This is a genomic window from Streptomyces sp. BBFR102 (genome assembly GCF_051397025.1).
Taxonomy (GTDB): Bacteria; Actinomycetota; Actinomycetes; order Streptomycetales; family Streptomycetaceae; genus Streptomyces.
This window is the reverse complement of sequence record NZ_CP195757.1, coordinates 839,381-863,149: the sequence shown is the minus strand read 5'-3', so window position 1 is coordinate 863,149 and position 23,769 is coordinate 839,381. Positions and strand designations below refer to the sequence as shown.

Annotated in this window: 20 protein-coding genes and 2 pseudogenes; 17 read left to right on the top strand and 5 right to left on the bottom strand. The window is 74.9% G+C overall.

Going from position 1 to position 23,769, the window contains the following annotated elements:
* Positions 1-137 precede the first annotated feature (137 nt).
* The 9 genes from ACSLIC_RS03950 (at position 138) to ACSLIC_RS03910 (ending at position 10,415) form a co-directional block, all read left to right on the top strand.
* Positions 138-2,351, top strand: coding sequence for a tetratricopeptide repeat protein (locus ACSLIC_RS03950; protein WP_436736271.1), 2,214 nt, complete (start codon positions 138-140; stop codon positions 2,349-2,351).
* 158 nt (positions 2,352-2,509) lie between these two features.
* Entirely contained in the window at positions 2,510-3,625 is a 1,116-nt protein-coding gene (ald, locus tag ACSLIC_RS03945) for an alanine dehydrogenase (protein ID WP_436736270.1), read from the top strand.
* Between the two features lie 403 nt (positions 3,626-4,028).
* The gene (locus ACSLIC_RS03940) at positions 4,029-5,156 is read left to right on the top strand and encodes a ParA family protein (RefSeq protein ID WP_436736269.1); all 1,128 of its coding nucleotides are present in this window, start codon (positions 4,029-4,031) and stop codon (positions 5,154-5,156) included.
* Entirely contained in the window at positions 5,141-5,707 is a 567-nt protein-coding gene (locus ACSLIC_RS03935) for a hypothetical protein (RefSeq protein WP_436736268.1), read from the top strand. The genes ACSLIC_RS03940 and ACSLIC_RS03935 overlap by 16 nt, the downstream gene beginning before the upstream one ends.
* Before the next feature lie 144 nt (positions 5,708-5,851).
* Positions 5,852-6,823: a segregation and condensation protein A gene (locus tag ACSLIC_RS03930; RefSeq protein WP_436736267.1), complete on the top strand. Its 972-nt coding sequence runs from the start codon at positions 5,852-5,854 to the stop codon at positions 6,821-6,823.
* Positions 6,820-7,479: an SMC-Scp complex subunit ScpB gene (gene scpB / locus ACSLIC_RS03925; RefSeq protein WP_436736266.1), complete on the top strand. Its 660-nt coding sequence runs from the start codon at positions 6,820-6,822 to the stop codon at positions 7,477-7,479. The genes ACSLIC_RS03930 and scpB overlap by 4 nt, the downstream gene beginning before the upstream one ends.
* Positions 7,479-8,534, top strand: coding sequence for a pseudouridine synthase (locus tag ACSLIC_RS03920; RefSeq protein ID WP_436736265.1), 1,056 nt, complete (start codon positions 7,479-7,481; stop codon positions 8,532-8,534). Before scpB ends, ACSLIC_RS03920 begins: the two co-directional genes overlap by 1 nt.
* Before the next feature lie 169 nt (positions 8,535-8,703).
* The gene (locus ACSLIC_RS03915; RefSeq protein ID WP_436736264.1) at positions 8,704-9,408 is read left to right on the top strand and encodes an NUDIX hydrolase; all 705 of its coding nucleotides are present in this window, start codon (positions 8,704-8,706) and stop codon (positions 9,406-9,408) included.
* Positions 9,405-10,415, top strand: coding sequence for an ADP-ribosylglycohydrolase family protein (locus ACSLIC_RS03910; RefSeq protein ID WP_436736263.1), 1,011 nt, complete (start codon positions 9,405-9,407; stop codon positions 10,413-10,415). The genes ACSLIC_RS03915 and ACSLIC_RS03910 overlap by 4 nt, the downstream gene beginning before the upstream one ends.
* A gap of 46 nt (positions 10,416-10,461) precedes the next feature.
* On the opposite strand, the pseudogene ACSLIC_RS03905 reads toward ACSLIC_RS03910, so the two are convergent.
* Positions 10,462-10,772: pseudogene (locus ACSLIC_RS03905) on the bottom strand (hypothetical protein); the annotation flags it as partial.
* Here ACSLIC_RS03905 and ACSLIC_RS03900 point away from each other — a divergent pair.
* The 4 genes from ACSLIC_RS03900 (at position 10,753) to der (ending at position 14,928) form a co-directional block, all read left to right on the top strand.
* Entirely contained in the window at positions 10,753-11,838 is a 1,086-nt protein-coding gene (locus ACSLIC_RS03900) for a prephenate dehydrogenase (RefSeq protein ID WP_436736262.1), read from the top strand. The pseudogene ACSLIC_RS03905 and the gene ACSLIC_RS03900 sit on opposite strands and share 20 nt — an antisense overlap.
* A gap of 122 nt (positions 11,839-11,960) precedes the next feature.
* On the top strand, positions 11,961-12,662 hold the full coding sequence (gene cmk, locus ACSLIC_RS03895) for a (d)CMP kinase (RefSeq protein ID WP_436736261.1): 702 nt from the start codon (positions 11,961-11,963) through the stop codon (positions 12,660-12,662).
* Complete coding sequence (locus ACSLIC_RS03890) at positions 12,659-13,375, top strand: lysophospholipid acyltransferase family protein (protein WP_436736260.1); 717 nt, start codon at positions 12,659-12,661, stop codon at positions 13,373-13,375. Before cmk ends, ACSLIC_RS03890 begins: the two co-directional genes overlap by 4 nt.
* 89 nt (positions 13,376-13,464) lie before the next feature.
* Positions 13,465-14,928 carry a ribosome biogenesis GTPase Der gene (gene der, locus ACSLIC_RS03885; protein ID WP_436736259.1) on the top strand — a complete coding sequence of 488 codons (1,464 nt, stop codon included), beginning with the start codon at positions 13,465-13,467 and terminating at the stop codon, positions 14,926-14,928.
* A gap of 103 nt (positions 14,929-15,031) precedes the next feature.
* On the opposite strand, the gene ACSLIC_RS03880 is transcribed toward der, so the two are convergent.
* Both ACSLIC_RS03880 and ACSLIC_RS03875 read right to left on the bottom strand, forming a co-directional pair.
* Positions 15,032-15,370: a hypothetical protein gene (locus tag ACSLIC_RS03880; protein WP_436736258.1), complete on the bottom strand. Its 339-nt coding sequence runs from the start codon at positions 15,368-15,370 to the stop codon at positions 15,032-15,034.
* A gap of 110 nt (positions 15,371-15,480) precedes the next feature.
* The gene (locus ACSLIC_RS03875; RefSeq protein ID WP_436736257.1) at positions 15,481-16,254 is read right to left on the bottom strand and encodes a hypothetical protein; all 774 of its coding nucleotides are present in this window, start codon (positions 16,252-16,254) and stop codon (positions 15,481-15,483) included.
* Between the two features lie 787 nt (positions 16,255-17,041).
* Here ACSLIC_RS03875 and ACSLIC_RS03870 point away from each other — a divergent pair.
* The 4 genes and pseudogenes from ACSLIC_RS03870 (at position 17,042) to ACSLIC_RS03855 (ending at position 21,007) form a co-directional block, all read left to right on the top strand.
* Positions 17,042-18,332: pseudogene (locus ACSLIC_RS03870) on the top strand (glycosyltransferase family 4 protein).
* Entirely contained in the window at positions 18,329-19,240 is a 912-nt protein-coding gene (locus ACSLIC_RS03865; protein WP_436736256.1) for a hypothetical protein, read from the top strand. Before ACSLIC_RS03870 ends, ACSLIC_RS03865 begins: the two are co-directional and overlap by 4 nt.
* Before the next feature lie 286 nt (positions 19,241-19,526).
* A complete protein-coding gene (locus tag ACSLIC_RS03860) occupies positions 19,527-20,594 on the top strand; it encodes a helix-turn-helix transcriptional regulator (protein WP_436736255.1) in 1,068 nt (355 codons plus the stop codon).
* A gap of 197 nt (positions 20,595-20,791) precedes the next feature.
* Positions 20,792-21,007, top strand: a complete 216-nt coding sequence (locus ACSLIC_RS03855) for an I78 family peptidase inhibitor (protein WP_436736254.1) — start codon at positions 20,792-20,794, stop codon at positions 21,005-21,007.
* An 83-nt stretch (positions 21,008-21,090) separates the two neighbouring features.
* On the opposite strand, the gene ACSLIC_RS03850 is transcribed toward ACSLIC_RS03855, so the two are convergent.
* Together ACSLIC_RS03850 and ACSLIC_RS03845 are read right to left on the bottom strand one after the other, a co-directional pair.
* Positions 21,091-22,137, bottom strand: coding sequence for a phosphatase PAP2 family protein (locus ACSLIC_RS03850; protein WP_436736253.1), 1,047 nt, complete (start codon positions 22,135-22,137; stop codon positions 21,091-21,093).
* Between the two features lie 252 nt (positions 22,138-22,389).
* Positions 22,390-23,553, bottom strand: coding sequence for a glycosyltransferase family 39 protein (locus ACSLIC_RS03845; protein ID WP_436736252.1), 1,164 nt, complete (start codon positions 23,551-23,553; stop codon positions 22,390-22,392).
* Positions 23,554-23,769 lie beyond the last annotated feature (216 nt).

Genomic DNA, 23,769 nt, shown 5'->3' with positions numbered 1-23,769 from the left:
CCGACGATCCGTTGATCCGATCGGGCGACAATCCCGCCACGCTCGAGCCGGGTGACTGCGGAGCGTGAACTAGGCTCGTCGACGCCCCGTCAGGTCCCCGGCGGGGCACGTGTGCGCAGCGAACGGGAGTGTGGCCCGTGACGGACCAGGTCGTCGGCACCAGCGGCCCCCAGGCGCCGGGCGGGAGCCCGTCGCCCGGCGCGCCCCGCCCCGCCTTCTTCGGGCGCGGCAGAGAGCTGAGGGAACTGCGCGCCGAGATCGACCGGGCCGGCCTCGACACCATCGCCGGACGCGGCGCCCCGCGCCCCCGGGTCCTGCTCATCGCGGGCGCCCCCGGCTCCGGCCGCTCCGCGCTGGCCGGGCACCTCGCCGCCTCCCTCGCCGACCGCTACCCCGACGGCGTCCTGCGGGCCCGTCTGACCTCCGTCGACGGCACCGCCCTGACGGAGGGGGAGGCGGCCCGGCTGCTGCTCGACGGCCTCGGTGCCCGCACCGCCCCCGGCGCCGGCGACGACGACCTCACCCACGCCCTGCGCCGGGAACTCACCGGCCGCCGCCTGCTCGTCCTGCTGGACGATGCCGCCTCGGCGGAACAGGTGGACCCGCTCATGCCCGAGGGCGAGGGCACCGCCGACCTGCTTTTCGTCGCCGTCGCCCGGGGCCCGCTCACCGGCCTCACCGGAGTGCGGCCCTGCGCGCTCGGCGGCCTCGACGCCCCCGACGCCCACGCCCTGCTGGAGAGCCGGGCGGGCGAGGTCCGGCTGACCGTCGATCCGCGCGCCGCCGACAGCCTGATCGAGCGGTGCGGCGCGCAGCCCGCCGCCCTGGTGCTGGCCGGGGGGTACCTCGCGGCCCACCCCAAGATCTCCGTGGCCGATCTCGCCCACCGGCTCGAGCAGGCGCCCGCCGACGGCCCGGGCGGCACCGGCGAACTGCCCCGGACCGCCCGGCTGTGCCACGACGCGCTGCCGGCCACCGCCGCCCGTACGCTGCGCCTGCTCTCCTTCGCCCCCGCCGGGCAGGTCGACGCGCACACCGCCTCCGCGCTGGCCGGTGCCTCGCTCCCGGCGGTCCGCACCACCCTGGGCGACCTGGCCGCCCTCGGCTTCCTGCGCCCCGAACCGGGCCTGGAGTCGGGCGACGAGCCGCGCTGGACCGTGCCCTCCTGCCTCCAGCCGGTCCTGCGCGACCTCGCCGACGACCACGAGCGGCCCGCCGAACTCCAGCTGGCCCGGGCCCGGATGCTGGAGCGCACCGTCCGGCTGCTGCACTCCTGCCGCGCCGTCACCGACCCGGAGGGCGCCCCCGCCAGGGTGGCGCTCGCCGCCCTGCCACGGGCTCTTCGCTTCGACACCGCCGAGGCGGGCGCGGCCTGGCTGGAGCGCTCACGCGGCGCGCTGCTCGCCTCGGCGCGCCTGGCCGTCGCCGACGGTGAGCTGGACACCCTCGCGCGCCGTCTGCTCGCCGCGATCGTCCGCGCGATGATCGCCCACCGGGGCGCGGCCGGGTCCGCTCCCGACCTGTACCCGGTGCACGGCCTGGTGCTGGACGTGGCCGAGCGCCGCCGGCTGCCCCGCGAGAAGGCGGCGGCGCTGCTGAACCTCGCCGACCTGGACGCCTCCACCGGCCGCACCCGGCAGGCGCTGGTCCGCTACCGGGCGGCGCTGGACGCGGCCCGCGAGGCCCGCGACGCGGTGGCCGCCGGGCGCGCGATGGAATCGGTGGCGGGGTCGTACCAGTCCCTGGAGGACTGGCCGCGCGCCGCCGACTGGTACGGCCGCGCCCTCACCGAGCGGCTGGCCCGCGGCGAGCACGCCGACGCCGCCCGCGTCTACGGCCGGCTCGGCACCGTCCACACCTACGCCGGGCGGTACGGCGAGGCGCTGCGGCAGTGGCGGGCGGCGGTCGCCGCGTACCGCAGGTGCGGTGATGTGGCGGGCCGCGCACGGGCGTTGAGCGAGCAGGCCCGGGTCCAGGAGTACGCCGGGCGCCCCCAGGAGTCGCTGCGCACCTGCCAGGAGGCGGTCCAGTGGGCCCGCGAGGCGGGCGACGACCGGCTGCTGGCGGCGCTGCGGCTGCGGCTGGCCGACACCCTGGAGCGGCTCGGCGATCCGGCCGCCGCCGCACTGCACCGTGCCGCCGCCGGGCAACTGCTGGCCCCGGCCGGGACGGACGAGGGCGCGACGGAGCCGGCCGCCGGGCGGAGCGACGAGGTCGCCGGGGCCCCGGAGCCGGGAGAGCCCGGCGTGGCCGACGGCCCCCGTGAGCCGGTGCCGACGGCTGAGGACCCGGAGGCCTCCGGAGAAGGGGCGATCCAGGGCGCCGGAGCCGTTTACCTGCGAAATCCGTAGCGCTTCGCGGAAAAGTGGGTCGCTTCCAAGGCTAGACAGCGGGAAATCCTTAATTAGACTGGCTGCGCCGCGTTGGTTCGCGGTGTCTTCCGGTGCGCCCTGTTGCGGCCGGGAATCCACCCTCCTGTCCCCATCAGAGTCAAGGACCGTGATCGACGATGAAGGTTGGCATCCCCAGCGAAGTCAAGAACAACGAGTTCCGGGTGGCCATCACGCCGGCCGGTGTGCACGAGCTGGTCCGCCACGGCCACGAGGTCCACGTCCAGCAGGGTGCCGGCCTCGGCTCGTCGATCACCGACGCCGAGTACGTGGCGGCGGGCGGCAGCATCCTGCCCACCGCCGACGAGGTCTGGGCCGGCGCCGACCTGCTGCTCAAGGTCAAGGAGCCGGTCGAGGAGGAGTACCGCCGGCTCCGCAAGGACCAGACCCTCTTCACCTACCTCCACCTGGCCGCCTCGCGCCCCTGCACCGACGCCCTGCTCGCCTCGGGCACCACGGCCATCGCCTACGAGACGGTCGAGACCGCCGACCGCCGCCTGCCGCTGCTCGCCCCGATGTCCGAGGTCGCGGGCCGCCTCGCTCCCCAGGTCGGCGCCTACCACCTGATGCGCGCCGCCGGCGGTCGCGGGGTGCTGCCGGGCGGCGTCCCGGGTGTCGCCGCGGGCCGGGCCGTCGTCATCGGCGGCGGCGTCTCGGGGTGGAACGCCACCCAGATCGCGGTCGGTATGGGCTTCCACGTGACGCTCCTGGACAAGGACATCGCCAAGCTCAAGGAGGCCGACACGGTCTTCGGTACCAAGGTGCAGACCGTGGTCTCCAACTCCTTCGAACTGGAGCGTGCCTGCCTGGAGGCCGACCTCGTCGTCGGCGCCGTCCTCATCCCCGGCGCCAAGGCCCCCAAGCTGGTCACCAACGAGCTGGTCTCCCGGATGAAGCCCGGAAGTGTCCTTGTCGACATCGCCATCGACCAGGGCGGCTGCTTCGAGGACTCGCACCCGACCACCCATGCCGAGCCGACCTTCCAGGTCCACGACTCGGTCTTCTACTGTGTCGCCAACATGCCCGGCGCCGTGCCGAACACCTCCACCCACGCGCTGACCAACGCCACCCTCCCGTACATCCTGGAGCTGGCCGACCGCGGCTGGGTCGAGGCGCTGCGCCGTGACGCGGCCCTCGCCAAGGGGCTCAACACCCATGACGGCAAGGTCGTCCACCGCGGGGTGGCCGAGGCGCACGGCCTGGAGCACGCCGAACTCGCGCCCCTCCTCGGCTGATCGCGCAGGCGCGCACCCGTCAATACGCGTCGTCAATCTCACGCCCGCGGCCGGACCTTGTGGACGGGGTCCGGCCGCGGGCATGCCGTGGTGGGACCCTGGGTATGCCGGATGCCGGGTCAACTCGCGGTGAACATAACCCTTTACCCGATTCGCCCACCCGGGGAAATGTCCCGCTCGCCCCCTGTGCGTCGCGTGCGCGCCCTTGACAGCGAGGTGTTCGGTTGCCGACACATCGGGCCGGGTCCGGTGGATTGTGTTGCTGCGAAGCGGTGACACGCCATAGAGTCGCCAACCGTCGGCATGGTGCCACGCTGACCTATCTAGAAGTTTCCTGGTCACCAAGGAGGTAAGACGACTTGTGAATGAGTCGACATTTACTCCCAGGGGTGCCCGGCCAGGAATGCCTACGAGGGGTTCGGACCCCACGGGGCCGGAGGCTGTCGGCTCCATAGCTGTCCGCACCTTCGCAGCCCGACAGGCCCCCCAGACGACGCAGACAGCACACCAGAGCATGGATGGCCATCACGTGAACGCCATGGCCGGCGACCGGAGCGGCGATGACGCATCCCGCTTCGCCGCGGACGCAGAACTGCCCGAGGGCCACTTCTACGACCCGGACGCCGAATACGAGCCCGATCCCGAGTACGCGGCCACGCTCGCCCCGGACGCCGCCCGTCAGCGCCGCGAGCGCATCGGCCCGACCGGGCGCCCGCTGCCGTACTTCCCCATCCCCGGGCCGCTGAACGACCACGGCCCCGCGAAGATCATCGCGATGTGCAACCAGAAGGGCGGCGTCGGCAAGACCACGTCGACCATCAACCTCGGCGCCGCGCTCGCGGAGTACGGCCGCCGGGTCCTGCTGGTCGACTTCGACCCGCAGGGCGCCCTCTCGGTCGGCCTCGGGGTCAACCCGATGGAGCTGGACCTCACCGTCTACAACCTGCTCATGGAGCGGGGGATGGCCGCCGACGAGGTGCTGCTGAAGACCGCGGTCCCCAACATGGACCTGCTGCCCAGCAACATCGACCTGTCGGCCGCCGAGGTCCAGCTGGTCTCCGAGGTCGCGCGCGAGTCGACGCTCCAGCGGGCGCTCAAGCCCCTGCTCGCCGACTACGACTACATCGTCATCGACTGCCAGCCCTCGCTCGGCCTGCTCACGGTGAACGCGCTGACCGCCGCGCACAAGGTGATCGTGCCGCTGGAGTGCGAGTTCTTCGCGCTGCGCGGCGTGGCCCTGCTCACCGAGACCATCGAGAAGGTCCAGGAGCGGCTCAACCCGGAGCTGGAACTCGACGGCATCCTCGCCACGATGTACGACTCCCGCACCGTCCACAGCCGAGAGGTCCTCGCCCGCGTCGTGGAGGCGTTCGACGACCACGTGTACCACACGGTGATCGGCCGGACCGTCCGCTTCCCGGAGACCACGGTCGCCGGTGAACCCATCACGACCTACGCCTCGAACTCGGTCGGTGCCGCCGCCTACCGCCAGCTCGCCAGGGAGGTGCTCGCCCGGTGTCACGCCGAGTGAGTCTGCCGGGGGCCGACGAACTGTTCCGCACCACGGGGGGCACGGCACTCCAGGCGTCCACTCCCCGCCGCCAGGGCGAGCCCCGGGTGCCGTCCCCCGCGGGGGAGAGCGACCCGGCCGGCGAGGAGACGGGCGCCCCCGCGCGCGGTGACGAGCCGGCCGAGCACAGCGCCTCCGAGCCCGCGGCGGGAACGCCTTTGGAGCGTGAGCACCGGGCCCGCAGCCCCGAGGACGACGCCCCGGTGCCCGGCCGCCGCACCCCGCCCCAGGAGGGCCGGACGGCCGCACAGCCCGCGCCGCAGCGGCGGCGCGGCGGACGGAACGCCGCTCGCAGGCCCAGTGGCCGCGAACGGCACGACGAGAAGATCACCGTCTACGTCTCCGCCGAGGAACTGATGGACCTGGAGCACGCCCGCCTCGTGCTGCGCGGCGAGCACGGACTCGCCGTCGACCGCGGACGGATCGTCCGCGAGGCCGTGGCCGTCGTCCTCGCCGACCTGGAAGCGCGCGGCGAGGCCAGCATCCTCGTCCGCCGCCTGCGCGGCCGCTGACCGACCCGGCCCCGGCCCGCACGCACTCCGTGTGCCCGCGCTCCCACCGCCGCCCGGCGCGGCCGGAGCCGACCGGTGCCCCGGGCGGGTAGCCTGCCCGCGCGTGCGGGACTCCGCCCGCACCCCCCGCCCTCCTGGACCACCATGCCGCCCGCCCCTGACGCCGCGCCGTTGCCGCCTCGCTCCCGCCGCCCGCTCGGGCCGCGCGGGGCGGGGCCGGAGGCGGGGCGGGGGATGCCCGAGGCCCAGGCGGCACCCGCCGGCGTGCCGGTGCCGGGCGGGAGCGCGGAGGCCGAGCCGTCCGACGGCCGGTTCACGGTGCGGCTCGCCAACTTCGAGGGCCCCTTCGACCTGCTGCTCCAGCTCATCTCCAAGCACAAGCTGGACGTCACCGAGGTCGCCCTCTCCCGGGTCACCGACGACTTCATGGCCCACATCAGGGCGATGGGCGCCGACTGGGACCTCGACCAGACCACCGAGTTCCTGGTGGTCGCGGCCACCCTGCTCGACCTCAAGGCGGCCCGGCTGCTGCCCGCCGCCGAGGTCGAGGACGAGCAGGACCTCGCCCTCCTGGAGGCCCGCGACCTGCTCTTCGCCCGGCTGCTCCAGTACCGCGCGTACAAGCGGATCGCCGAGATCTTCGAGGAGCGGCTCGCCGAGGAGGCCCGCCGGTACCCGCGCGCCGTCGGTCTGGAGCCGCACCACGCCGCGCTGCTGCCGGAGGTGGTCATCAGGATCGGCCCCGAGGATTTCGCGCGGCTGGCGGTCAAGGCGATGCGGCCGCGCCCCGAGCCGCAGGTCCACGTCGAGCACATCCACGCCCCGCTCGTCTCCGTCCAGGAGCAGGCCGAGGTGGTGGTGGCCCGGCTGCGCGCGGCGGGCCGGACCAGCTTCGCCGAGCTGGTCGCCGACGCGGAGGGCACGCTGACCGTGGTGGCCCGCTTCCTGGCCCTGCTGGAGCTGTACCGCGACAAGGCCGTCACGCTCGACCAGGAGGAGCCGCTGGGGGAACTGCTGGTCTCCTGGAGTGGGGCCGGCCAGGCGGCGCCGCACGTCACCGACGCGTTCGACCGCCCGTCCGAGCCGCCCGCCGCACCGAACGAGGAGGACGCGTGAGCCAGGAGCACCCGGCGCGGCCGGACGGCGCCGCCGCACTGGAGCTGAAGCCCGCCCTGGAGGCGGTGCTGATGGTGGTCGACGAGCCGGCCACCGTCGACCACCTGGCCAGGGTCACCGGCCGCCACCGGCGGGCCGTCGCCGAGGCGCTGACCGAACTGGCCGAGGAGTACACCCGCCAGGGGCGCGGTTTCGAGCTGCGGATGGTGGCCGGCGGCTGGCGTTTCTTCACCCGGCCCGCCTACGCGGCGGCGGTCGAGGCGCACGCGCTCGACGGGCAGCAGGCCCGGCTGACCCAGGCCGCCTTGGAGACCCTGGCGGTCGTCGCCTACCGTCAGCCGGTGAGCCGTTCACGGGTCGCCGCGGTCCGCGGCGTGAACTGCGACGGGGTCATGCGCACCCTCCTCCAGCGAGGTCTGGTCGAGGAGGCGGGCGCGGAACCCGAAACAGGTGCGATCCTGTACACCACGACCACCTACTTCCTGGAGCGGATGGGCCTGCGCGGTCTGGACGAGCTCCCCGAGCTGGCGCCCTTCCTCCCCGAGGCGGACGCCATCGAGGCCGAGACGCAGGAAGCCATGCCCTCGTTCGATCCGGACGCTCCGGAACCGGGCGAAGGCTCCATGACGACGACGGAACGACTGACGGAACTCTGATGACAAGCAGCGGCAGGAACAGCGGACGAGGCAACCAGAAGGGCTCGGGCGGCGGACGCGGCGGCAAGCAGCAGAAGCGGCCGGGCAGCCCCCGCCCCGAGGAGCGCCGCTACGACGTCGGCGGTTCCGGCGGCGAGGGCGGCGGTGCCCGCAAGGGCCGCGGCGACACGGCGCGCGGCGGGGCCAAGGGCGGTCCGAAGCAGGGACAGCAGCAGCGCGGGCGGAACCGCACCGCTCCGGCGCGCTCGCGCGAGTACGACGCCCGGGCGGAGGAGCGCAACCGCGACCGGTACAACGAGAAGAAGACCCCGCCCCGCCAGGCGGCCCCGGGCAACGAGGGCGAGCGCCTGCAGAAGGTGCTGGCCCGCGCCGGTTACGGCTCGCGGCGTGCCTGCGAGGAGCTGATCGAGGACGCCCGCGTCGAGGTCAACGGCGAGATCGTCCTGGAGCAGGGCCTGCGGGTCGACCCGGAGAACGACGAGATCAAGGTCGACGGCCTCACCGTCGCCACGCAGTCGTACCAGTTCTTCTCGCTCAACAAGCCCGCCGGCGTCGTCTCCACCATGGAGGACCCCGACGGCCGGCAGTGCCTGGGCGACTACGTCACCAACCGGGAGACCCGCCTCTTCCACGTGGGGCGGCTCGACACCGAGACCGAGGGCGTCATCCTCCTCACCAACCACGGCGAGCTGGCGCACCGTCTGACCCACCCCAAGTACGGAGTGCAGAAGACCTACCTGGCGCACATCGTCGGGCCCATCCCGCGCGACCTGGGCAAGCGGCTCAAGGACGGTGTCCAGCTGGAGGACGGGTACGCCCGCGCCGACCACTTCCGGGTGGTCGAGCAGACCGGCAAGAACTACCTGGTCGAGGTGACCCTGCACGAGGGCCGCAAGCACATCGTCCGCCGGATGCTGGCCGAGGCCGGCTTCCCGGTCGACAAGCTGGTGCGGGTCGCCTTCGGCCCGATCACCCTCGGCGACCAGAAGTCCGGCTGGCTGCGGCGGCTGAGCAACACCGAGGTCGGGATGCTGATGAAGGAGGTCGAGCTGTAGGGCTCGCCCCCCGTCGGCCGTCCGGCCGGCCTGGCACGCGATGACCGGTTCCCCTGGCGGGAGCCGGTCATCGGCCGTTCCGGGGTACGGGCGTTCGGCGCGGAAGCCTTCCCTCCGCCGCCCGGATCTTTTATGGTCTGCATGACCATAAAAGAAGGGGTGGGGGAGCGTGACCTACGACAAGCGCCGGTACGAGCCGTTCGCGGTCGCCGTCGACCTCGCCGTCTTCACCGTGCGCGGCGGCGTCCTGGAGGTCGTCCTCGTCGAGCGCGGCGAGGAGCCCTACCGCGGCCGGCTGGCCCTCCCCGGCGGCTTCCTGCGGCCCCGTGAGTCCGCCGCCGAGGCCGCCCGGCGCGAACTGGCCGAGGAGACCGGCGTGGCGGGCGGCTTCCGCCTCGAAGAGGTCGGCGCCTACAGCGACCCGGACCGCGACCCCCGCATGCGGGTCGTCTCCCTCGCCCACACCGCCCTCGTCCCCGGCCTGCCCGAACCCCGCGCGGGCACCGACGCCGCCCGCGCCCTGTGCCTGCCGTACACCGAGGCCGGGCCGCTCGCCTTCGACCACGACCGCATCCTGGCCGACGCACACCGCCGTGTCGGCGCCCTGCTGGAGACCACCCCGGCCGCCACCGCCTTCTGCCCGCCCGCCTTCACCCTCGGCGAGCTGCGCCGCGTCTACGAGGCCGTCTGGGGCACCGCCCTCGACCCGGCCAACTTCCGCCGCAAGGTCCTCGGCACCCCCGGCTTCACCACCCCCGCCCCCGGCCCGGCCCGGCTCACCGGCGGGCGCGGCAAGCCCGCCGCCCTGTACCGCGCCGGCCCCGCCGCCCGGCTCCACCCGCCCCTGACACACCCCGAAGGACCCCGCTCATGAAGCGACCGGCCACCGGCGCCCTGCTCGGCCTCGCCCTCGGCGACGCCCTGGGCCTGCCCACCGAGTTCGACGACGTCCCCGCAATCCTCGCCACCTGCGGCCCCTGGCGCGAGATGGCCCTGCCCCGGCCCGCGTACATCACCGACGACACCCAGATGACGCTGGCCCTCGCCCGCGCCCTGCGCGACACCCTGGACGGCGGCCCGCTCGACGCCGCCCGCCTCGAAGGGCCACTGCGCGCCGAGTTCACCGCCTGGTACCGCTCGCCCGACAACAACCGCGCCCCCGGCCGGACCTGCCTCACCGCCTGCGCGGAGCTGGAGCGGCCCGGCCTCGCCTGGGCCGACGCCAGCCAGACCGGCTCCAAGGGGTGCGGGGCCAACATGCGCGTCGCCCCGATCGGCCTCGTCCCCGGCCTCACCGCCGACACTCGCGCCGGTGCCGCCCAGTTCCAGTCCGCGCTGACCCACGGCCATCCCACCGCCCTGGCCGCCAGCGACCTCACCGCGCACACCGTCCGCCTCCTCGCCGACGGCGCCGACCCCGCCGCCCTGGCCGGGCTGCTCCGCTCGTACGCCCTCGACCAGCGCACCCGCTACCACCACCAGTGGCTCGGCGACCTGTGGCGGCGGGCCCAGGACCCCGACCCCGTCCACTTCATCGCACGCGGCTGGGACGACTGCCTCGCCGCCCTCGACCGGCTCCGCGCCGCGCTCGACGCCCCGTCGCCCGAGACCGACCCGTGCCTGACCACCGGCGAGGGCTGGATCGCCGAGGAGGCCCTCGCCACCGCCCTCCAGTGCTACCTGCTCTTCCCCGACGAGCCCCTGACCGCCCTGCGCCGGGGCGCCTGCACCGCCGGCGACTCCGACTCGATCGCCTGCCTCGCGGGCGCCTTCGCCGGGGCCCGCCTCGGCGCGGCGGCCTGGCCCGCCGACTGGACCGACCACGTGGAACACCGCGACGAGCTGCTGGCCCTGGGCGCCCTGTGGGACGGCACCCAGTGACGGTGACCCCGCCCGAAGCCCTCCTGCGGGCCGTCCGGACGGGCCGAGGCCGGGAGAAGCCCCAGAACCACGGGGTGGGCGCCACGTAGACGCCCCGGCGGCCGGTGCCGGACTCCTCGGTGGCCGGGCCGGAGGCGCGCGAGCCCAACACCCGGGACACGACCGTGTGCTCCCGGACCGGCACCGGCTCCCCGCCTCCCAGGGGGTTCTCCCGCCGCCGTCCACCGGTACCCCGCCTTCCTCCGTACGTATGCCGGAGGGCGCGCGGACCGCCGCACCCCCGTGCGCGGCTACGCTGAGCGGCGACCCCGCACGCGCACCCCCGCAAGGACGCCCCGTGAGAACCGCCCTCGTCATCGGTACCGGCCTGATCGGCACCTCCATCGCGCTGACCCTCGCCGAGCGGGGCGTCGCGGTGTATCTCGCGGACGCGGACCCGGGGCAGGCCAGGACCGCGGCCGGGCTCGGGGCCGGGAGCGCCGAGGAGCCGCCCGGGCAGGTCGACCTCGCGGTGGTCGCCGTACCGCCCGCCCACGTCGCCGCCACGCTCGCCGACGCCATGCGGTCCGGCCTGGCCCGCGCCTACCTCGACGTGGCCAGCGTCAAGGGCGGCCCCCGCCGCGAGCTGGCCGTCCTCGGCCTGGACCTCTCCGGCTACCTCGGCAGCCACCCCATGTCGGGCCGTGAGCGGTCCGGCCCCCTCGCCGCCACCGCCGACCTCTTCGAGGGGCGGCCCTGGGTCCTCACCCCCACCCCGGAGACCGACACCGAGGTGCTCAACCTCGCCCTCGAACTGATCTCGTTCTGCCGGGCCGTCCCCGTCGTCATGGACGCCGACGCCCACGACCGCGCCGTCGCCCTCGTCTCGCACATGCCGCACCTCGTCTCCGGCCTGGTCGCGGCCCGGCTGGAGCACGCCGACGACAGCGCCGTACGCCTCTGCGGGCAGGGCATCCGCGACGTCACCCGCATCGCCGCCTCCGACCCGCGGATGTGGATCGATATCCTCTCCGCCAACCCCGGGCCCGTCGCCGACCTGCTCGGCGCGCTCGCCGAGGACCTGGCGGCGACCGTCGCCGCGCTGCGCGCCCTGGAGTCCGGCGACCCCGAGCGGCGCCGCGAGGGCGCCGAGGGCGTCGAGCGGCTGCTGCGCCGCGGCAACGCCGGGCAGATCCGGGTCCCGGGCAAGCACGGCGCCGCCCCCCGCGCCTACGAGACCGTCACCGTCCTCATCTCCGACCAGCCGGGCGAGCTGGCGCGGATCTTCGCCGACGCCGGGCGGGCCGGCGTCAACATCGAGGACGTCCGCATCGAGCACGCCGCCGGGCAGCAGGCCGGCCTGGTCCAGCTCATGGTCGAGCCGGCCGCCGTGGGCGCGCTGAGGCTCGGCCTCGCCGAGCGCGGCTGGTCCCTGCGCGCCTGACCGGGACCGGTCGCGCCGTACCCCCGTCCGGGTGACCGTTCCCCGCCGCCCCGCCGGACGGGAGGGGCCCCCGGACCCAGTAACCTGGGAGCGTCGTGCAGCCATCCGTATCAGGAGACAGCGTGGAAACCGCCCCCCGGACCGTTCCGGCAGTCATCGTCGCCATCGACGGTCCCTCCGGTACGGGCAAGTCGAGCACCTCCAAGGCCGTCGCGTCGGCGCTGGGGCTCCGCTACCTCGACACCGGGGCCCAGTACCGGGCGATCACCTGGTGGATGGTGGAGAACGGCATCGACACCTCCGACGCCGAGGCGGTCGCGGACGCGGCCGCCAAGCCGGAGATCGTCTCCGGTACCGACCCGCTGGCGCCGACCATCACGGTCGACGGCGTCGACGTCTCCGGCCCGATCCGTACCCAGGAGGTCACCTCCAAGGTCTCCGCCGTCTCCGCGGTGCCCCGGGTGCGCACCCTGATCACCGAGCTTCAGCGGTCCATCGCCGTCGGGGCCGAGGGCGGCATCCTTGTAGAGGGGCGTGACATCGGTACGACCGTGCTCCCCGACGCCGACCTCAAGGTCTTCCTGACCGCCTCCCCCGAGGCCCGCGCGGCCCGCCGCAGCGGCGAGCTGAAGGGCAAGGAGGCCGCCGACCTGGAGGCCACTCGCGAGGCGCTGCTGCGGCGTGACGCGGCCGACTCCGGGCGCAAGACCTCACCGCTCGCCAAGGCGGACGACGCGGTCGAGGTCGACACCAGCGACCTCACCCTCCAGCAGGTCATCGAGTGCGTCGTCACCCTCGTCGAGGAGAAGCGAGCGGTCCGGTGACGGCCGACACCTTCCCCTCGGAGCGCGGCGCCGCCGTCGGCCGGGGCATCGGCATCGGCCTGATGTACGGACTGTGGCGTCCCCGCGTGCTGGGTGCCTGGCGGGTACCCTCGGCCGGGCCGGTGATCCTCGCGGTCAACCACAGCCACATGATCGACGGCCCCATGCTGATGGGGACGGCTCCGCGGCCGGTGCACTTCCTGATCAAGAAGGAAGCCTTCGTCGGCCCGCTCGACCCGTTCCTGCGGGGGATCGGCCAGCTCAAGGTCGACCGGGAGACCACCGACCGGGCGGCCGTCACCGACGCGCTCGGCGTCCTCAAGGCCGGCGGCGTCCTCGGGATCTTCCCCGAGGGCACCCGGGGCGAGGGCGACTTCGCCTCGCTCCGCGCGGGCCTCGCCTACTTCGCGGTCCGCAGCGGTGCCCAGGTCGTCCCGGTGGCCGTCCTCGGCGGAGCGGACCGGCCGGGCCGCCTGGTCAAGGCCCTGCCGCCGCTGCGCTCCCGGGTCGACGTGGTGTTCGGCGACGCGTTCGAGGCGGGGGACGGCTCCGGCCGCCGCACCCGCAAGGCGCTCGACGAGGCCACGGTCCGCATCCAGGGTGAGCTGCGGGCGCACCTGAACAACGCCAGGCGTCTGACCGGACGCCAGGGGGCGCCTGGACGATCCCGCACAGCGTCCGCGGCGCAGGATTTTTCAGACACACCCAGGTAAGACTTGAAGCAGTGGTCCGCCCGAGGCGGCCCATCGACGACGCGGTCGGCGCGACGAAGCGGCCGGCGCAGTACGAAGGAACGGACTTCATGAACGACCACCACATCTCCGGCGACGAGCACGGAGAGCTTGGCGAAGCCGAGTACGCGCAGTTCATGGAGCTGGCCGCGGAAGAGGGCTTCGACGTCGACGACGTCGAGGACGCCATCGGGGAGGCCGGCCACGGCCCCCTCCCGGTGCTCGCCGTCGTCGGCCGCCCGAACGTCGGCAAGTCGACTCTGGTCAACCGGATCATCGGCCGCCGCGAGGCCGTCGTCGAGGACAAGCCCGGCGTCACCCGCGACCGCGTCACCTACGAGGCCGAATGGGCCGGGCGCCGGTTCAAGCTGGTCGACACCGGCGGCTGGGAGCAGGACGTCCTCGGCATCGACGCCTCCGTCGCCGCCCAGGCCGAGTACGCCATCGAGGCGTCCGACGCGGTCGTCTTCGTCGTCGACGCCTCCGTCGGCGCCACCGACACCGACACCGCCGTGGTGCGGCTGCTGCGCAAGGCCGGCAAGCCCGTCGTGCTCTGCGCCAACAAGGTCGACGGCCCCTCCGGCGAGGCCGACGCGGCCATGCTCTGGTCGCTGGGCCTCGGCGAGCCGCACCCCGTCTCGGCGCTGCACGGCCGGGGCACCGGCGACATGCTGGACGCCGTCATCGAGGCGCTGCCCGACGCGCCCGCGCAGACCTTCGGCGGCGCCGCCCCCGGCGGCCCCCGCCGGATCGCCCTGATCGGCCGGCCCAACGTCGGCAAGTCCTCGCTGCTCAACAAGGTGGCCCGCGAGGACCGCGTGGTCGTCAACGAACTGGCGGGCACCACCCGCGACCCGGTCGACGAGCTGATCGAACTCGGCGGCGTCACCTGGAAGTTCGTGGACACCGCCGGTATCCGCAAGCGGGTCCACCTCCAGCAGGGCGCCGACTACTACGCCTCGCTGCGCACGGCCGCCGCCGTCGAGAAGGCCGAGGTCGCCGTCATCCTGATCGACGCCGGCGAGTCCATCAGCGTCCAGGACCAGCGGATCGTCACCATGGCCGTCGAGGCGGGCCGCGCCATCGTCGTCGCCTACAACAAGTGGGACACCCTCGACGAGGAGCGCCGCTACTACCTGGAGCGGGAGATCGAGACGGAGCTGGCGCAGATCGCCTGGGCCCCCCGGGTCAACGTCTCCGCCACCACCGGGCGCCACATGGAGCGCCTGGTCCCCGCCATCGAGACGGCCCTCGCGGGCTGGGAGACCCGGGTGCCCACCGGGCGCCTCAACGCCTTCCTCGGCGAGCTGGTCTCCTCCCACCCGCACCCGGTGCGCGGCGGCAAGCAGCCCCGCATCCTCTTCGGCACCCAGGCCGGCACCAAGCCGCCCCGGTTCGTCCTCTTCGCCTCCGGCTTCATCGAGCACGGCTACCGCCGGTTCGTCGAGCGCCGCCTGCGTGAGGAGTTCGGCTTCGAGGGCACCCCGATCAAGATCTCGGTCCGGGTCCGCGAGAAGCGCGGCCGCAAGAAGTAGCCGCGCGCCGGGCCCGCCCCGGCCACGGCAGACGTGAGAGGGGCCCGCCGGGATCGGCGGGCCCCTCTCACGCGTGCGCCACCTGGAGGGGGCTCCCGGAACGCTACTGACGCTCCCAGCGCGGCGGCGCCGGTGGCAGCGCCGGAGCCGCGTGCCGGCGGGAGGGCGGCGTCCAGCTCCCGCCGGCACGCTCCTCGTGGCCCGGATGCGGTTCCTGGGGCGGGCGGCGAAGGCCGTGCGGCCCCCCGAACGCGTGGAACCGTAGATCCTCCTCGCCGCTGCGGTCCCCGGGCAGCGCGCGGAAGGACCGGCGGTACTCCGCGTACAGCGCGTCGTAGATCGGCGTGGACGAGCGGCCATCGATCAGATCCCGCGCGGGGCGCATGGACGGGATGGACGACGGCGGCAGCGGCCGGGAGCGGGAGGGGTCGTAAGCGTGCACACACGTCCAAACGACCCCGCGGCCCAGGGGATGCGGGCGCGGGCCGTGCTTCATCGCGGGTACGGGGCGGACCGCGCCGCCGGGTGGGGACCGGCGGGCCCGCGGAACCCTCAGGTGCCGGCGAGCGGCATCGCCGCGGCGATCAGGCGTCCGTGGGCCGCCGCACGGTCCAGCGCGTCCCGCAGCAGGTCCTCCCGGGGCTGCTGGCCGATGGAGCCGGCGGGAGCCGCGTAGACCAGCACGGTCTGGCTCTTGTTGGCCGCCGCTCGCCAGCTGTCGGCCACCTGGAGCGGCTGGTGGGCCTGCCACCAGGCGACCGGGGCGCCGGACTCCGGCCCCGGCTGGAGGACCGCGTGCAGCTGGCCCACGGCCAGCAGTACCGACCAGCCGTGCAGCACCGGCGGGACCTGCTCCACCGTCGGGCACGGCGCGAAGCCCTGCTCGGCCAGGAGGTTCAGGAAGGCGTCCTCGGTGCCGCCGGAGCCCGGGCGGACGATCGGCCCGGTCGGCTCCACCACCAGGGCGGGGTGCAGCTCACCGTCGATCAGGACGAGCCCGCTGGTCACGCCGAGGACGGCCTGCTCAGGGGCGGGGGCGGCGCCGGAGCCGTCGGCGTTGATGGAGCGGACCGCCCCCTGGAGCTGCTCCTCCGCGACCTTGACGATCTGGGAGGGCAGGCAGGTGGCGTGGGCGAAGGCCAGGACGGCTGTTTCGTCGCCGACGAACAGGACGGTGCTGGTGCGTTCCTGTTCCGAGTCGCCCGGGGTGCGGCACGACGTGCAGTCGTAGTGGCCCGGGGTGTTCTCTCCGGCGAGCAGCCGTTCGGCTTCTGCGTCGCCGATCTCGGCGCGTACGTCATCGCTGACGTCGAGCATGCGCGGCACGGGTGGCTCCTCGGAATTCGGTGCGTGAGCGAGTCCGGCGGGTCACCGGCTCAACGAGGACAACGGGTGACCCGGGGTGCAAGTCACGCGCCGGTTCGTACGGGAAACGCTTTCACGGAACACTCGTTCGCGCCGGGGCGGAGTGCCGCGCGCGGGCGCACGGAGAGGTTGGCCGCGCGCCCCCGGCGTGCGGCCTGGTGTGACGCGATGCAGCAGCTGCTCGCCGCTGCGCTCGCCCGGCTCGACCCGCGCCGGGCGAGCGCCCGTCGGGCGGAGCCTCGGCCGTCGGGGTGCGTGGCCGACTGCGAGCCGGACGGCCGGTGGACGCCGGCACCGGCAACGGCCACCGCGGCGACCCCCACTTCGCCCCGGCCGCCCGGCGGGAGTTCGACCGCGAGCGGGAGGCCCCCGGCGCCCGCCTGGCGCCCCGAGGGGCTGCGGGCGCCGGGCTGCGGGGCGTGGCCGTACTGGGCGAAGCGGTACGAGCCGGACGGGCGGGCGCGCGCCGTCGAACCGGGGGAGACGCTCACCTCGGGTGGCGGCCCGGTTCCGGATGCGGTGGGGCGCGGCCTCCGGCCCGCTCGCCGTCGGCCCTGTCGCCAGGCTCCGGAACGGGCCGGGGCTGATGGACCCTCCGGGCGAAAGGTTCCCGACATCAGGCGTCAATACCGCAACCCTTATGGCACAAGATGATGATGAGGCCAACCCATGCCGCACCCGCCCGGTCCTCCTCCCCGGACAGGCCGACACGACGCCGTGTGCGGGGAAGGACGGGACGGCACCGCGCATGCGCATCTCATTCCTCATCCACAACGCCTACGGCCTCGGCGGCACCATCCGCGCCACCCACAACCTCGCCGCTGGGCTCGCCGCCCAGCACGAGGTCGAGATCGTCTCGGTCTTCCGCCACCGCGAGCACCCGTTCCTCGGCCACGACCCCCGGGTGACCCTGCGCCACCTCGTGGACACCCGCACGGGCACCCCCGGCTACGAGGGCGATCACCCCGAACACGCCATCGCCGCCGAGGACTTCCCCCGCGAGGATGGCCAGTACCGCGCGTACAGCATGCTCACCGACCGCCGCATCCGCGCCCATCTCCGCGCCGTCGGCGCCGACGTGGTCGTCACCACCCGGCCCGGGCTGACCCATCACCTCGCCCGGCAGGGGGCGGCGGGCGCGGTGCGCGTCGGGCAGGAGCATTTCGGCCTCGACGCCCACACCTCCGCCCTGCGACGCCGGTTGAGGGCCGTCTACCCCCGCCTGGACGCGCTCACCACGGCCACCGAAGCCGATGCGCGGGCCCACCGCGACCGGCTGCGGCTGCCCGGCGTCCACGTGGCCGTGCTGCCCAACGCCGTCCCCGCCCCGGCCGGCCCGCCCGCCGACCCGGCGGCCCGCCGCATCGTCGCGGCGGGCCGCCTCGTCCCGGTCAAGCGGTACGAGTTGCTGATCCGCGCCTTCGCCCGGGTCCACGCGCTCCACCCGGAGTGGAGCCTGGACATCTGCGGGGGCGGGGAGCGGCGCGCGGCGCTCGCGGAACTCGTCGAGGAACTGGGGCTCACCGGCCACGTCCGGCTGCGCGGCGCCGTGCACCCCATGGAGGACGCCTGGACCAGCGGCTCCGTCGCGGCCGTCAGCTCCCGCTGGGAAGCCTTCGGCATGACGGTGGTCGAGGCGATGCGCTGCGGGGTGCCGGTGGTCGCCGTCGACTGCCCGCACGGCCCCCGCGAGATCATCACCGACGGCGTGGACGGGCTCCTGGTCCGGTCCGCCGACCCGGACGCCCTCGCCGACGCGCTGCTCTCACTCGTCGGCGACGAGGACCTGCGGCACTCCATGGGCAGGGCGGCCCTCGCTAACGCCGCCCGCTACTCCCCGGCCGTCGTCGCCGAACGGTGCTCCGACCTCTTCACCTCCCTCGTCGACCGCCGGGGGGCGAGCCGGGGCCCCTGCCCGCCTGCGCGGCTCCGCCCACCGCGCGCGGGGCGCCGTGCTCAGCGCCGCCTTCGCCCTCCGCGACACCGGCCGCGCCCTCGGCCCCGCCGCGCGTGCCGCCGCCCCGGGCGGCGCCGCGTGACCGCGCCGCTGCCCCGCCCCTCGTCCGGTTCCACCAGGGCGCACCCGGCCTCCGGGCCGCCGCGCGCCGACTGCGTGGCCGACACCGCGGGCGGGCTCACCTTCGACCTGGCCGGCCTGCCGGGCCGCGCGGTCCGGGCCACCGGCGGCGCCGCCCTGCTCCTGCGCCCACGCGACCGGGGGACGGGCCCCGTTCCGCTGCCGCTCACCCCGGTCGGCGGCGGCCGGCTGCGCGCCGCCCTGCCCCGTACCGTGCCGCTGCCCGAGGGACACTGGGCCGCCTGGTTGCGCGTGCCGGGCACCGCCGACCAGCGGCTGGCTCCCGGCGCCCACCACCTGGGCCCGCTCACCGCCGCCCGCGCGGCCGACGCGGCGGCGGGCCGGGTCGTCGCCCGGCTGCCGTACGCCACGCGCGGCGGAAGCCTCAGCCTCCGCAGCTGGCTGCGCGCCCCGCACGCCGAGGCCGTGGAGGTGACCGGCGAGGCCGGGCGGCTCACCGTCACCGGCCGCCTCCACGGCGCCGCCTTCACCGCGCACGCCTACGGCGAGATACGCCCCGCCGGCGCTCCCGGCCCGGCCTGCCGAGTCCCGGTGACGCCCGCCCCCGACCCGGCCCACCCGCTCACCGAGGGCACGGCCTTCACCCTGGCCCTGCCCCACGCCGACCTCGCCGCCGACGGCCGCCCCCGCACCTGGTCCCTGTGGCTCCGCCCGGCTGGAGAAGCGGGACCCGAGGCAAGCCTGGCCCGCCTCCTGGGCCCCGGAGGCGTCACCACGGCCCCCCGCCCCCACCCGTCCCTCGCCCTCCCCGGGCCCCGAGGCGCCCTTCGGGCCGACCCCCTCTACACCCCCACTCACGACCTCACCCTCCGCCTGAGCCCGGTGCTGCCGCTCCCGCGGCGGGGGTGACAGGACCCGCCGCCCCGGTGCCGGTGGCCTCGGGCGCCAGCCGGGCCGTGAAGGGCGAGCAGGTGGTCGCCCCGCGGCCTCGGACACCGGCCGGGCTGAGGCCGGCCGCCGGCGACCCCGCCCACGCCGCGGCGACGGTACGCCCAGGCGGTGAGCGGCCGAGCACGCCCCCAAGCCCGGCCCGAGCCGGGAACAGGGCGAGCCCCCGGCCGGCCCGGCCCGCAGGGCACCCCCGGAACATCGCGGCCACCCCCTGGCCCTCCGCATCCCCTGCCACACTCCTCCCATGCTGGACACCTCCGCACGCCTCCTCCGCCTCCTCTCCCTGCTCCAGGCCCACCGCACCTGGACCGGCCCGCAGCTCGCCGAACGGCTGGGGATCACCTCGCGCACCGTCCGCCGCGACGTGGGGCGCCTGCGGGAGCTGGGCTACCCCGTCGACGCCGCCCCCGGCGCCGCCGGCGGCTACCGACTCGGTGCCGGCGCCGAACTCCCTCCGCTGCTCCTCGACGACGACGAGGCGGTCGCCGTCGCGGTCGGGCTGAGGACCGCCGCGGGAGGCGGTGTGGAGGGGCTGGGGGAGTCCTCGGTGCGCGCCCTGGCCAAGCTGGAGCAGGTCCTGCCGAACCGCCTGCGCCGCCGGGTCGGCGCCCTCCACGCGTACACCGTCCCGCTGCTGCGGGCCCCCGGCGGGCCGGGGGTCGAGCCGGGGGTGCTGACGGAGCTGGCGGCGGTCTGCCGGGACGCGGAACGGCTGCGGTTCGCCTACCGCGACCACGCCGGGGCCGAGTCCCGGCGCACCGTCGAGCCGCACCGCCTGGTCTGCACCGAGCGCCGCTGGTACCTGGTCGCCTGGGACCTGGACCGGGGCGACTGGCGCACCTTCCGGGCGGACCGGATCACCCCCAGGCCGCCGCACGGGCCGCGCTTCACCCCGCGCGAGGGCCCGGCCGAGGACCTCGCGGCGTACGTCTCCGAGGGGTTGTCCACCCGGGTCTACCCGGACCGGGCGGTGCTGCGGCTGCTGGTGCCGCTGGAGGAGGCGGCCCGGCGGATCTCCCCCTCGGACGGCACCCTGGCCGCCGAGAACCGACGGAGCTGCCTGCTGACCGCGGGCGCCGCGAGCCTCGATGTCCTGGTGATCCACATCCTGCTGCTGGGGCTGGAGTTCGAGGTGGTCGAGGGGCCCGGGGTCGAGGAGAGTCTGCGGGCCGCTCACGGGCTGCTCGGCCGGGCACTGGAGCGCGGCGAGCGGGCCGGAGAGGAGAACACGGAACCCCTCGGGCAAGCGGAATGCCGGGGCACGGGAATTCCTCTCCCGCACTCCGCCGAGGCTGTGCGACGGACATCCTGAGCCGGGCGGAATACTCGGCGGGCCGACAGCGGAATGGAGAATTCCAAGTACCGGTCGAATAACCCTCCGTAAACCGAGCGGAGAAGAAAGTCGGGCGGGGAACGGCCGAACGTGTGAACGGGACCCTGGCACACGCGTGTCGCGGTCCTGTGACAGAAGCGTGACCCGTGGAGAGGCGAAGGGGCTACGGTGGCGCCATGGCTTCTGACCCGACCCCGCCCCCCGAACCGCAGGACGACCCCGCCGCCTACGTCGGTCTGACCGCCGAGGAGGCCGAACGGCAGGCCGGGGAACGCGGCTGGACGACCGTCCGGACGCTGCGGCCCGGCGCCATGATCACCATGGAGTTCCTGGTCGGCCGGATCAACTTCGAGGTCACCGGCGGTCGCGTCACCCGCGGCTGGAAGGGCTGACGCCCACCGCGACCGGTACGAGCCACGGGCCGGGCCCCCGCATCCTGCGGGGGCCCGGCCCGTGGCGCTGTCCGGGGCTCCGCTCAGCCGCCGGCGACCGGCCGCGGCGAGGGCCCGCCCCGCTGGCCGCGATCGCCGGAGTGCGGTGGCCTGCGCGCGGCGGAGGAGGGCGGCGACGGCCGCTCGGTCCGGCCCGCGTGCGGGCACTGCGCCACGTGTGGGCGGTTGCCCGCCGGCCGCATCTGCTGCGCCGACGGCTCCGCCGCCAGCCGCTCGGCCGGGGCGGAGGGCGCGGTCGGCGGGTCCGCCTGGGCGGGGGTGCCGCGCCCCGGGGTGGCCGCGCCCGGCCGGGGCAGCGGCAGCCGGCCGCCCCAGCGGGACCAGAGCAGGTCGCGGGCGGTCAGGATGCGGGCCTCCGCCCAGTTGATCATCGGCTCGAACCAGGGCAGGGCCAGCAGGATCAGCACCCCCGCCGCCCAGCCCAGTAGCACGTCGCTCAGCCAGTGCGTACCGAGGTAGACCGTGGTCAGGCCGACACCGAGGGAGACCACGGCCGACAGTGTCGACAGGTGGCGCCGAGCGCGCGGCGTGGCGGCCAGGTAGGCGAGGATGCCCCAGGTCACCACGGCGTTGGCGGTGTGGCCGGAGGGGAATATATCGCCGCCCTGCCACATCTCGTTGGCCCCGATCTCGGTGGCGTAGTGCGGGCCGAGGCGGCCCATGCCGATCTTCGCGGCGCCCACCGTGAGGTTCAGCAGCAGCAGCGAGGCGCCGAGCGCCAGCAGTGGCCGCAGCGTGTGCTGCCGCCAGGAGCGCCAGCCCAGCCAGGCCGCGACCATCACCGCCGTCGGTCCGCGCTGTCCGAGGACCACGTAGTAGTCGAGGTACGCGTGGATCTCGGGCCACTGCTGGTAGGGGCGGAAGAACATGAGCTGCCAGTCCAGCCGGACCAGCCAGCTCGTGGTGATCACGGCCACGACGATGGTGGCGTAGAACGCCAGCGTCGCGCCGAACAGCGCGATCCTGTGCCGGCTCATGCGCGGCACATGGAGCTGTTCCGGCCGCTGCTGCTCACGGTCCAGCCGGGCGAACAGCCGGTCCAGACGGGTGAGGTTCGGTTCGGTACCCACTCAATCGACGTTACAGGGAGTGAGTGGGCGACTCGCTCGAATCTTCGGCTTTGTGATGACCATGTGATGTGGCATAGCTCTCAGCCCGTCCTTTGTCCCCGCATTGCGGAGGCGACGGCGGAAAGTATTACGGGCGGCGTGTGGGTAATGATCCGACCGGTAATTCTTCCACTTTTCCATTCTTTTCCGAAGGGAATGCCGGATGCCTTCCCGGACTCCTCCCGGTCGGGACCAGGGGAGCGGCGCCGCAGGTCAGGGCGGCCCCGAACCGTTCAGCCAGAAGCCCGCGTACCCGGCCGACAGCAGACCGACGCCCGCCAGCAGCAGCCCCCGGCGGGCGGCGCTCCAGCGGGCCAGCGCCACGGCGAGCGGCAGGAGCAGCGGGAAGGCGGGCAGCAGCAGCCGCGGCTTCGAGCCGAAGTACCCGGAGGCGCAGAGGGCCAGCACCACCACGATCCCCGCGTAGGCCAGCAGCGCCGCCGGCTGCCCCTGCCGCACGCACCGCACGCAGAGCCAGGCCAGCAGCGCCAGCCCCACCACCAGTCCCAGGCCGCCCCAGAAGCCGGGCCCGGCCAGCAGGGAGCCGAGGAAGCGGGCGAAGGCCAGCCCGCCGTCGAAACCGTTGCCCCATCCCTCCTGCACGGAGAGGTAGCCGAAGACCACGTCGCCGGTCCGCGCCCCCACCCAGACCACGTACGCGCCCGCGCCGAGCGGCGACAGCAGCGCGCCCGCCGCCATCGCCGGGGTGAGCCGCCGCTCGCGGCGCGCCGCGAGGGCCACGCCCACCAGGACCGCCGCGGTCACCGCCATGCCGACCGGCCGGGTCAGCCCCGCCAGCGAGGCGAGCAGCCCCGCCGCGATCCACCGCTCCCGCAGCACCGCGTACAGCGCCCACGCGGCCAGCGCGGTGAAGAGCGACTCGCTGTACGCCATCGACTGCACGATGCCGACCGGCAGCACGGCCCACAGTGCCACCGCCGTCACCCCGGCCGTGGCGCCGTGGAGCCGCTCGGCGACGGCGAAGATCCCCCAGGCCGCCGCGAGCGAGGCGACGGCGCTCACCACCAGCCCCACGTCCGGTGCGGCCAGCGGCGTCAGCCAGGACCCGAGCCGCTCCAGCCACGGCAGCAGCGGGAAGAAGGCCAGGTTCGAGTGGACGGCGCCGTCGGGGAGCACCACCTCCCAGCCGTAGCCCTGCTCGGCGACGCGCGCGTACCAGAGCGAGTCCCAGCGGCGGGAGAGCAGCCGGTGGGCGTCGTTGCCCGCCAGGGCGCTCCAGACCGCGAGCACGGCCAGGCCGGTCAGCCGCACCGCCGCGTACACCGAGAGCGCGAGCCCGGCGCGGCGCGGGCCCGGTGGGCCGGGCTCGGGTGCCCGAGGCGCGGAGAGCGGGCGGATTTGATCAGAAGCGGTCACCGGGCGATTATCCGTGCGGAGACCGAGCCGCTGGGGAGGGACCCTGTGAGCGAGAGCACACCGTACGTGGCGCACACCACATTCCGAGGTCGCAACGGTGGGAGCCACACCGCCCTGCATCCAGGTGTACTCACGTACGCTGTCGGCTCACTCGTTCGTCGTCGTGGCCAGGACCGGGAGTCCGTACCCCGCCGAAGTGAGACGCACGAGGCTCAC

Excerpts from the sequence above, each read along its gene's own strand:
- ACSLIC_RS03930 (WP_436736267.1), top strand. The coding sequence starts at position 5,852 with ATGCCGCCCGCCCCTGACGCCGCGCCGTTGCCGCCTCGCTCCCGCCGC.
- der (WP_436736259.1), top strand. The coding sequence starts at position 13,465 with ATGAACGACCACCACATCTCCGGCGACGAGCACGGAGAGCTTGGCGAA.
- ACSLIC_RS03920 (WP_436736265.1), top strand. The coding sequence starts at position 7,479 with ATGACAAGCAGCGGCAGGAACAGCGGACGAGGCAACCAGAAGGGCTCG.
- ACSLIC_RS03940 (WP_436736269.1), top strand. The coding sequence starts at position 4,029 with ATGCCTACGAGGGGTTCGGACCCCACGGGGCCGGAGGCTGTCGGCTCC.
- ACSLIC_RS03860 (WP_436736255.1), top strand. The coding sequence starts at position 19,527 with ATGCTGGACACCTCCGCACGCCTCCTCCGCCTCCTCTCCCTGCTCCAG.
- ald (WP_436736270.1), top strand. The coding sequence starts at position 2,510 with ATGAAGGTTGGCATCCCCAGCGAAGTCAAGAACAACGAGTTCCGGGTG.
- ACSLIC_RS03855 (WP_436736254.1), top strand. The coding sequence starts at position 20,792 with ATGGCTTCTGACCCGACCCCGCCCCCCGAACCGCAGGACGACCCCGCC.
- ACSLIC_RS03910 (WP_436736263.1), top strand. The coding sequence starts at position 9,405 with ATGAAGCGACCGGCCACCGGCGCCCTGCTCGGCCTCGCCCTCGGCGAC.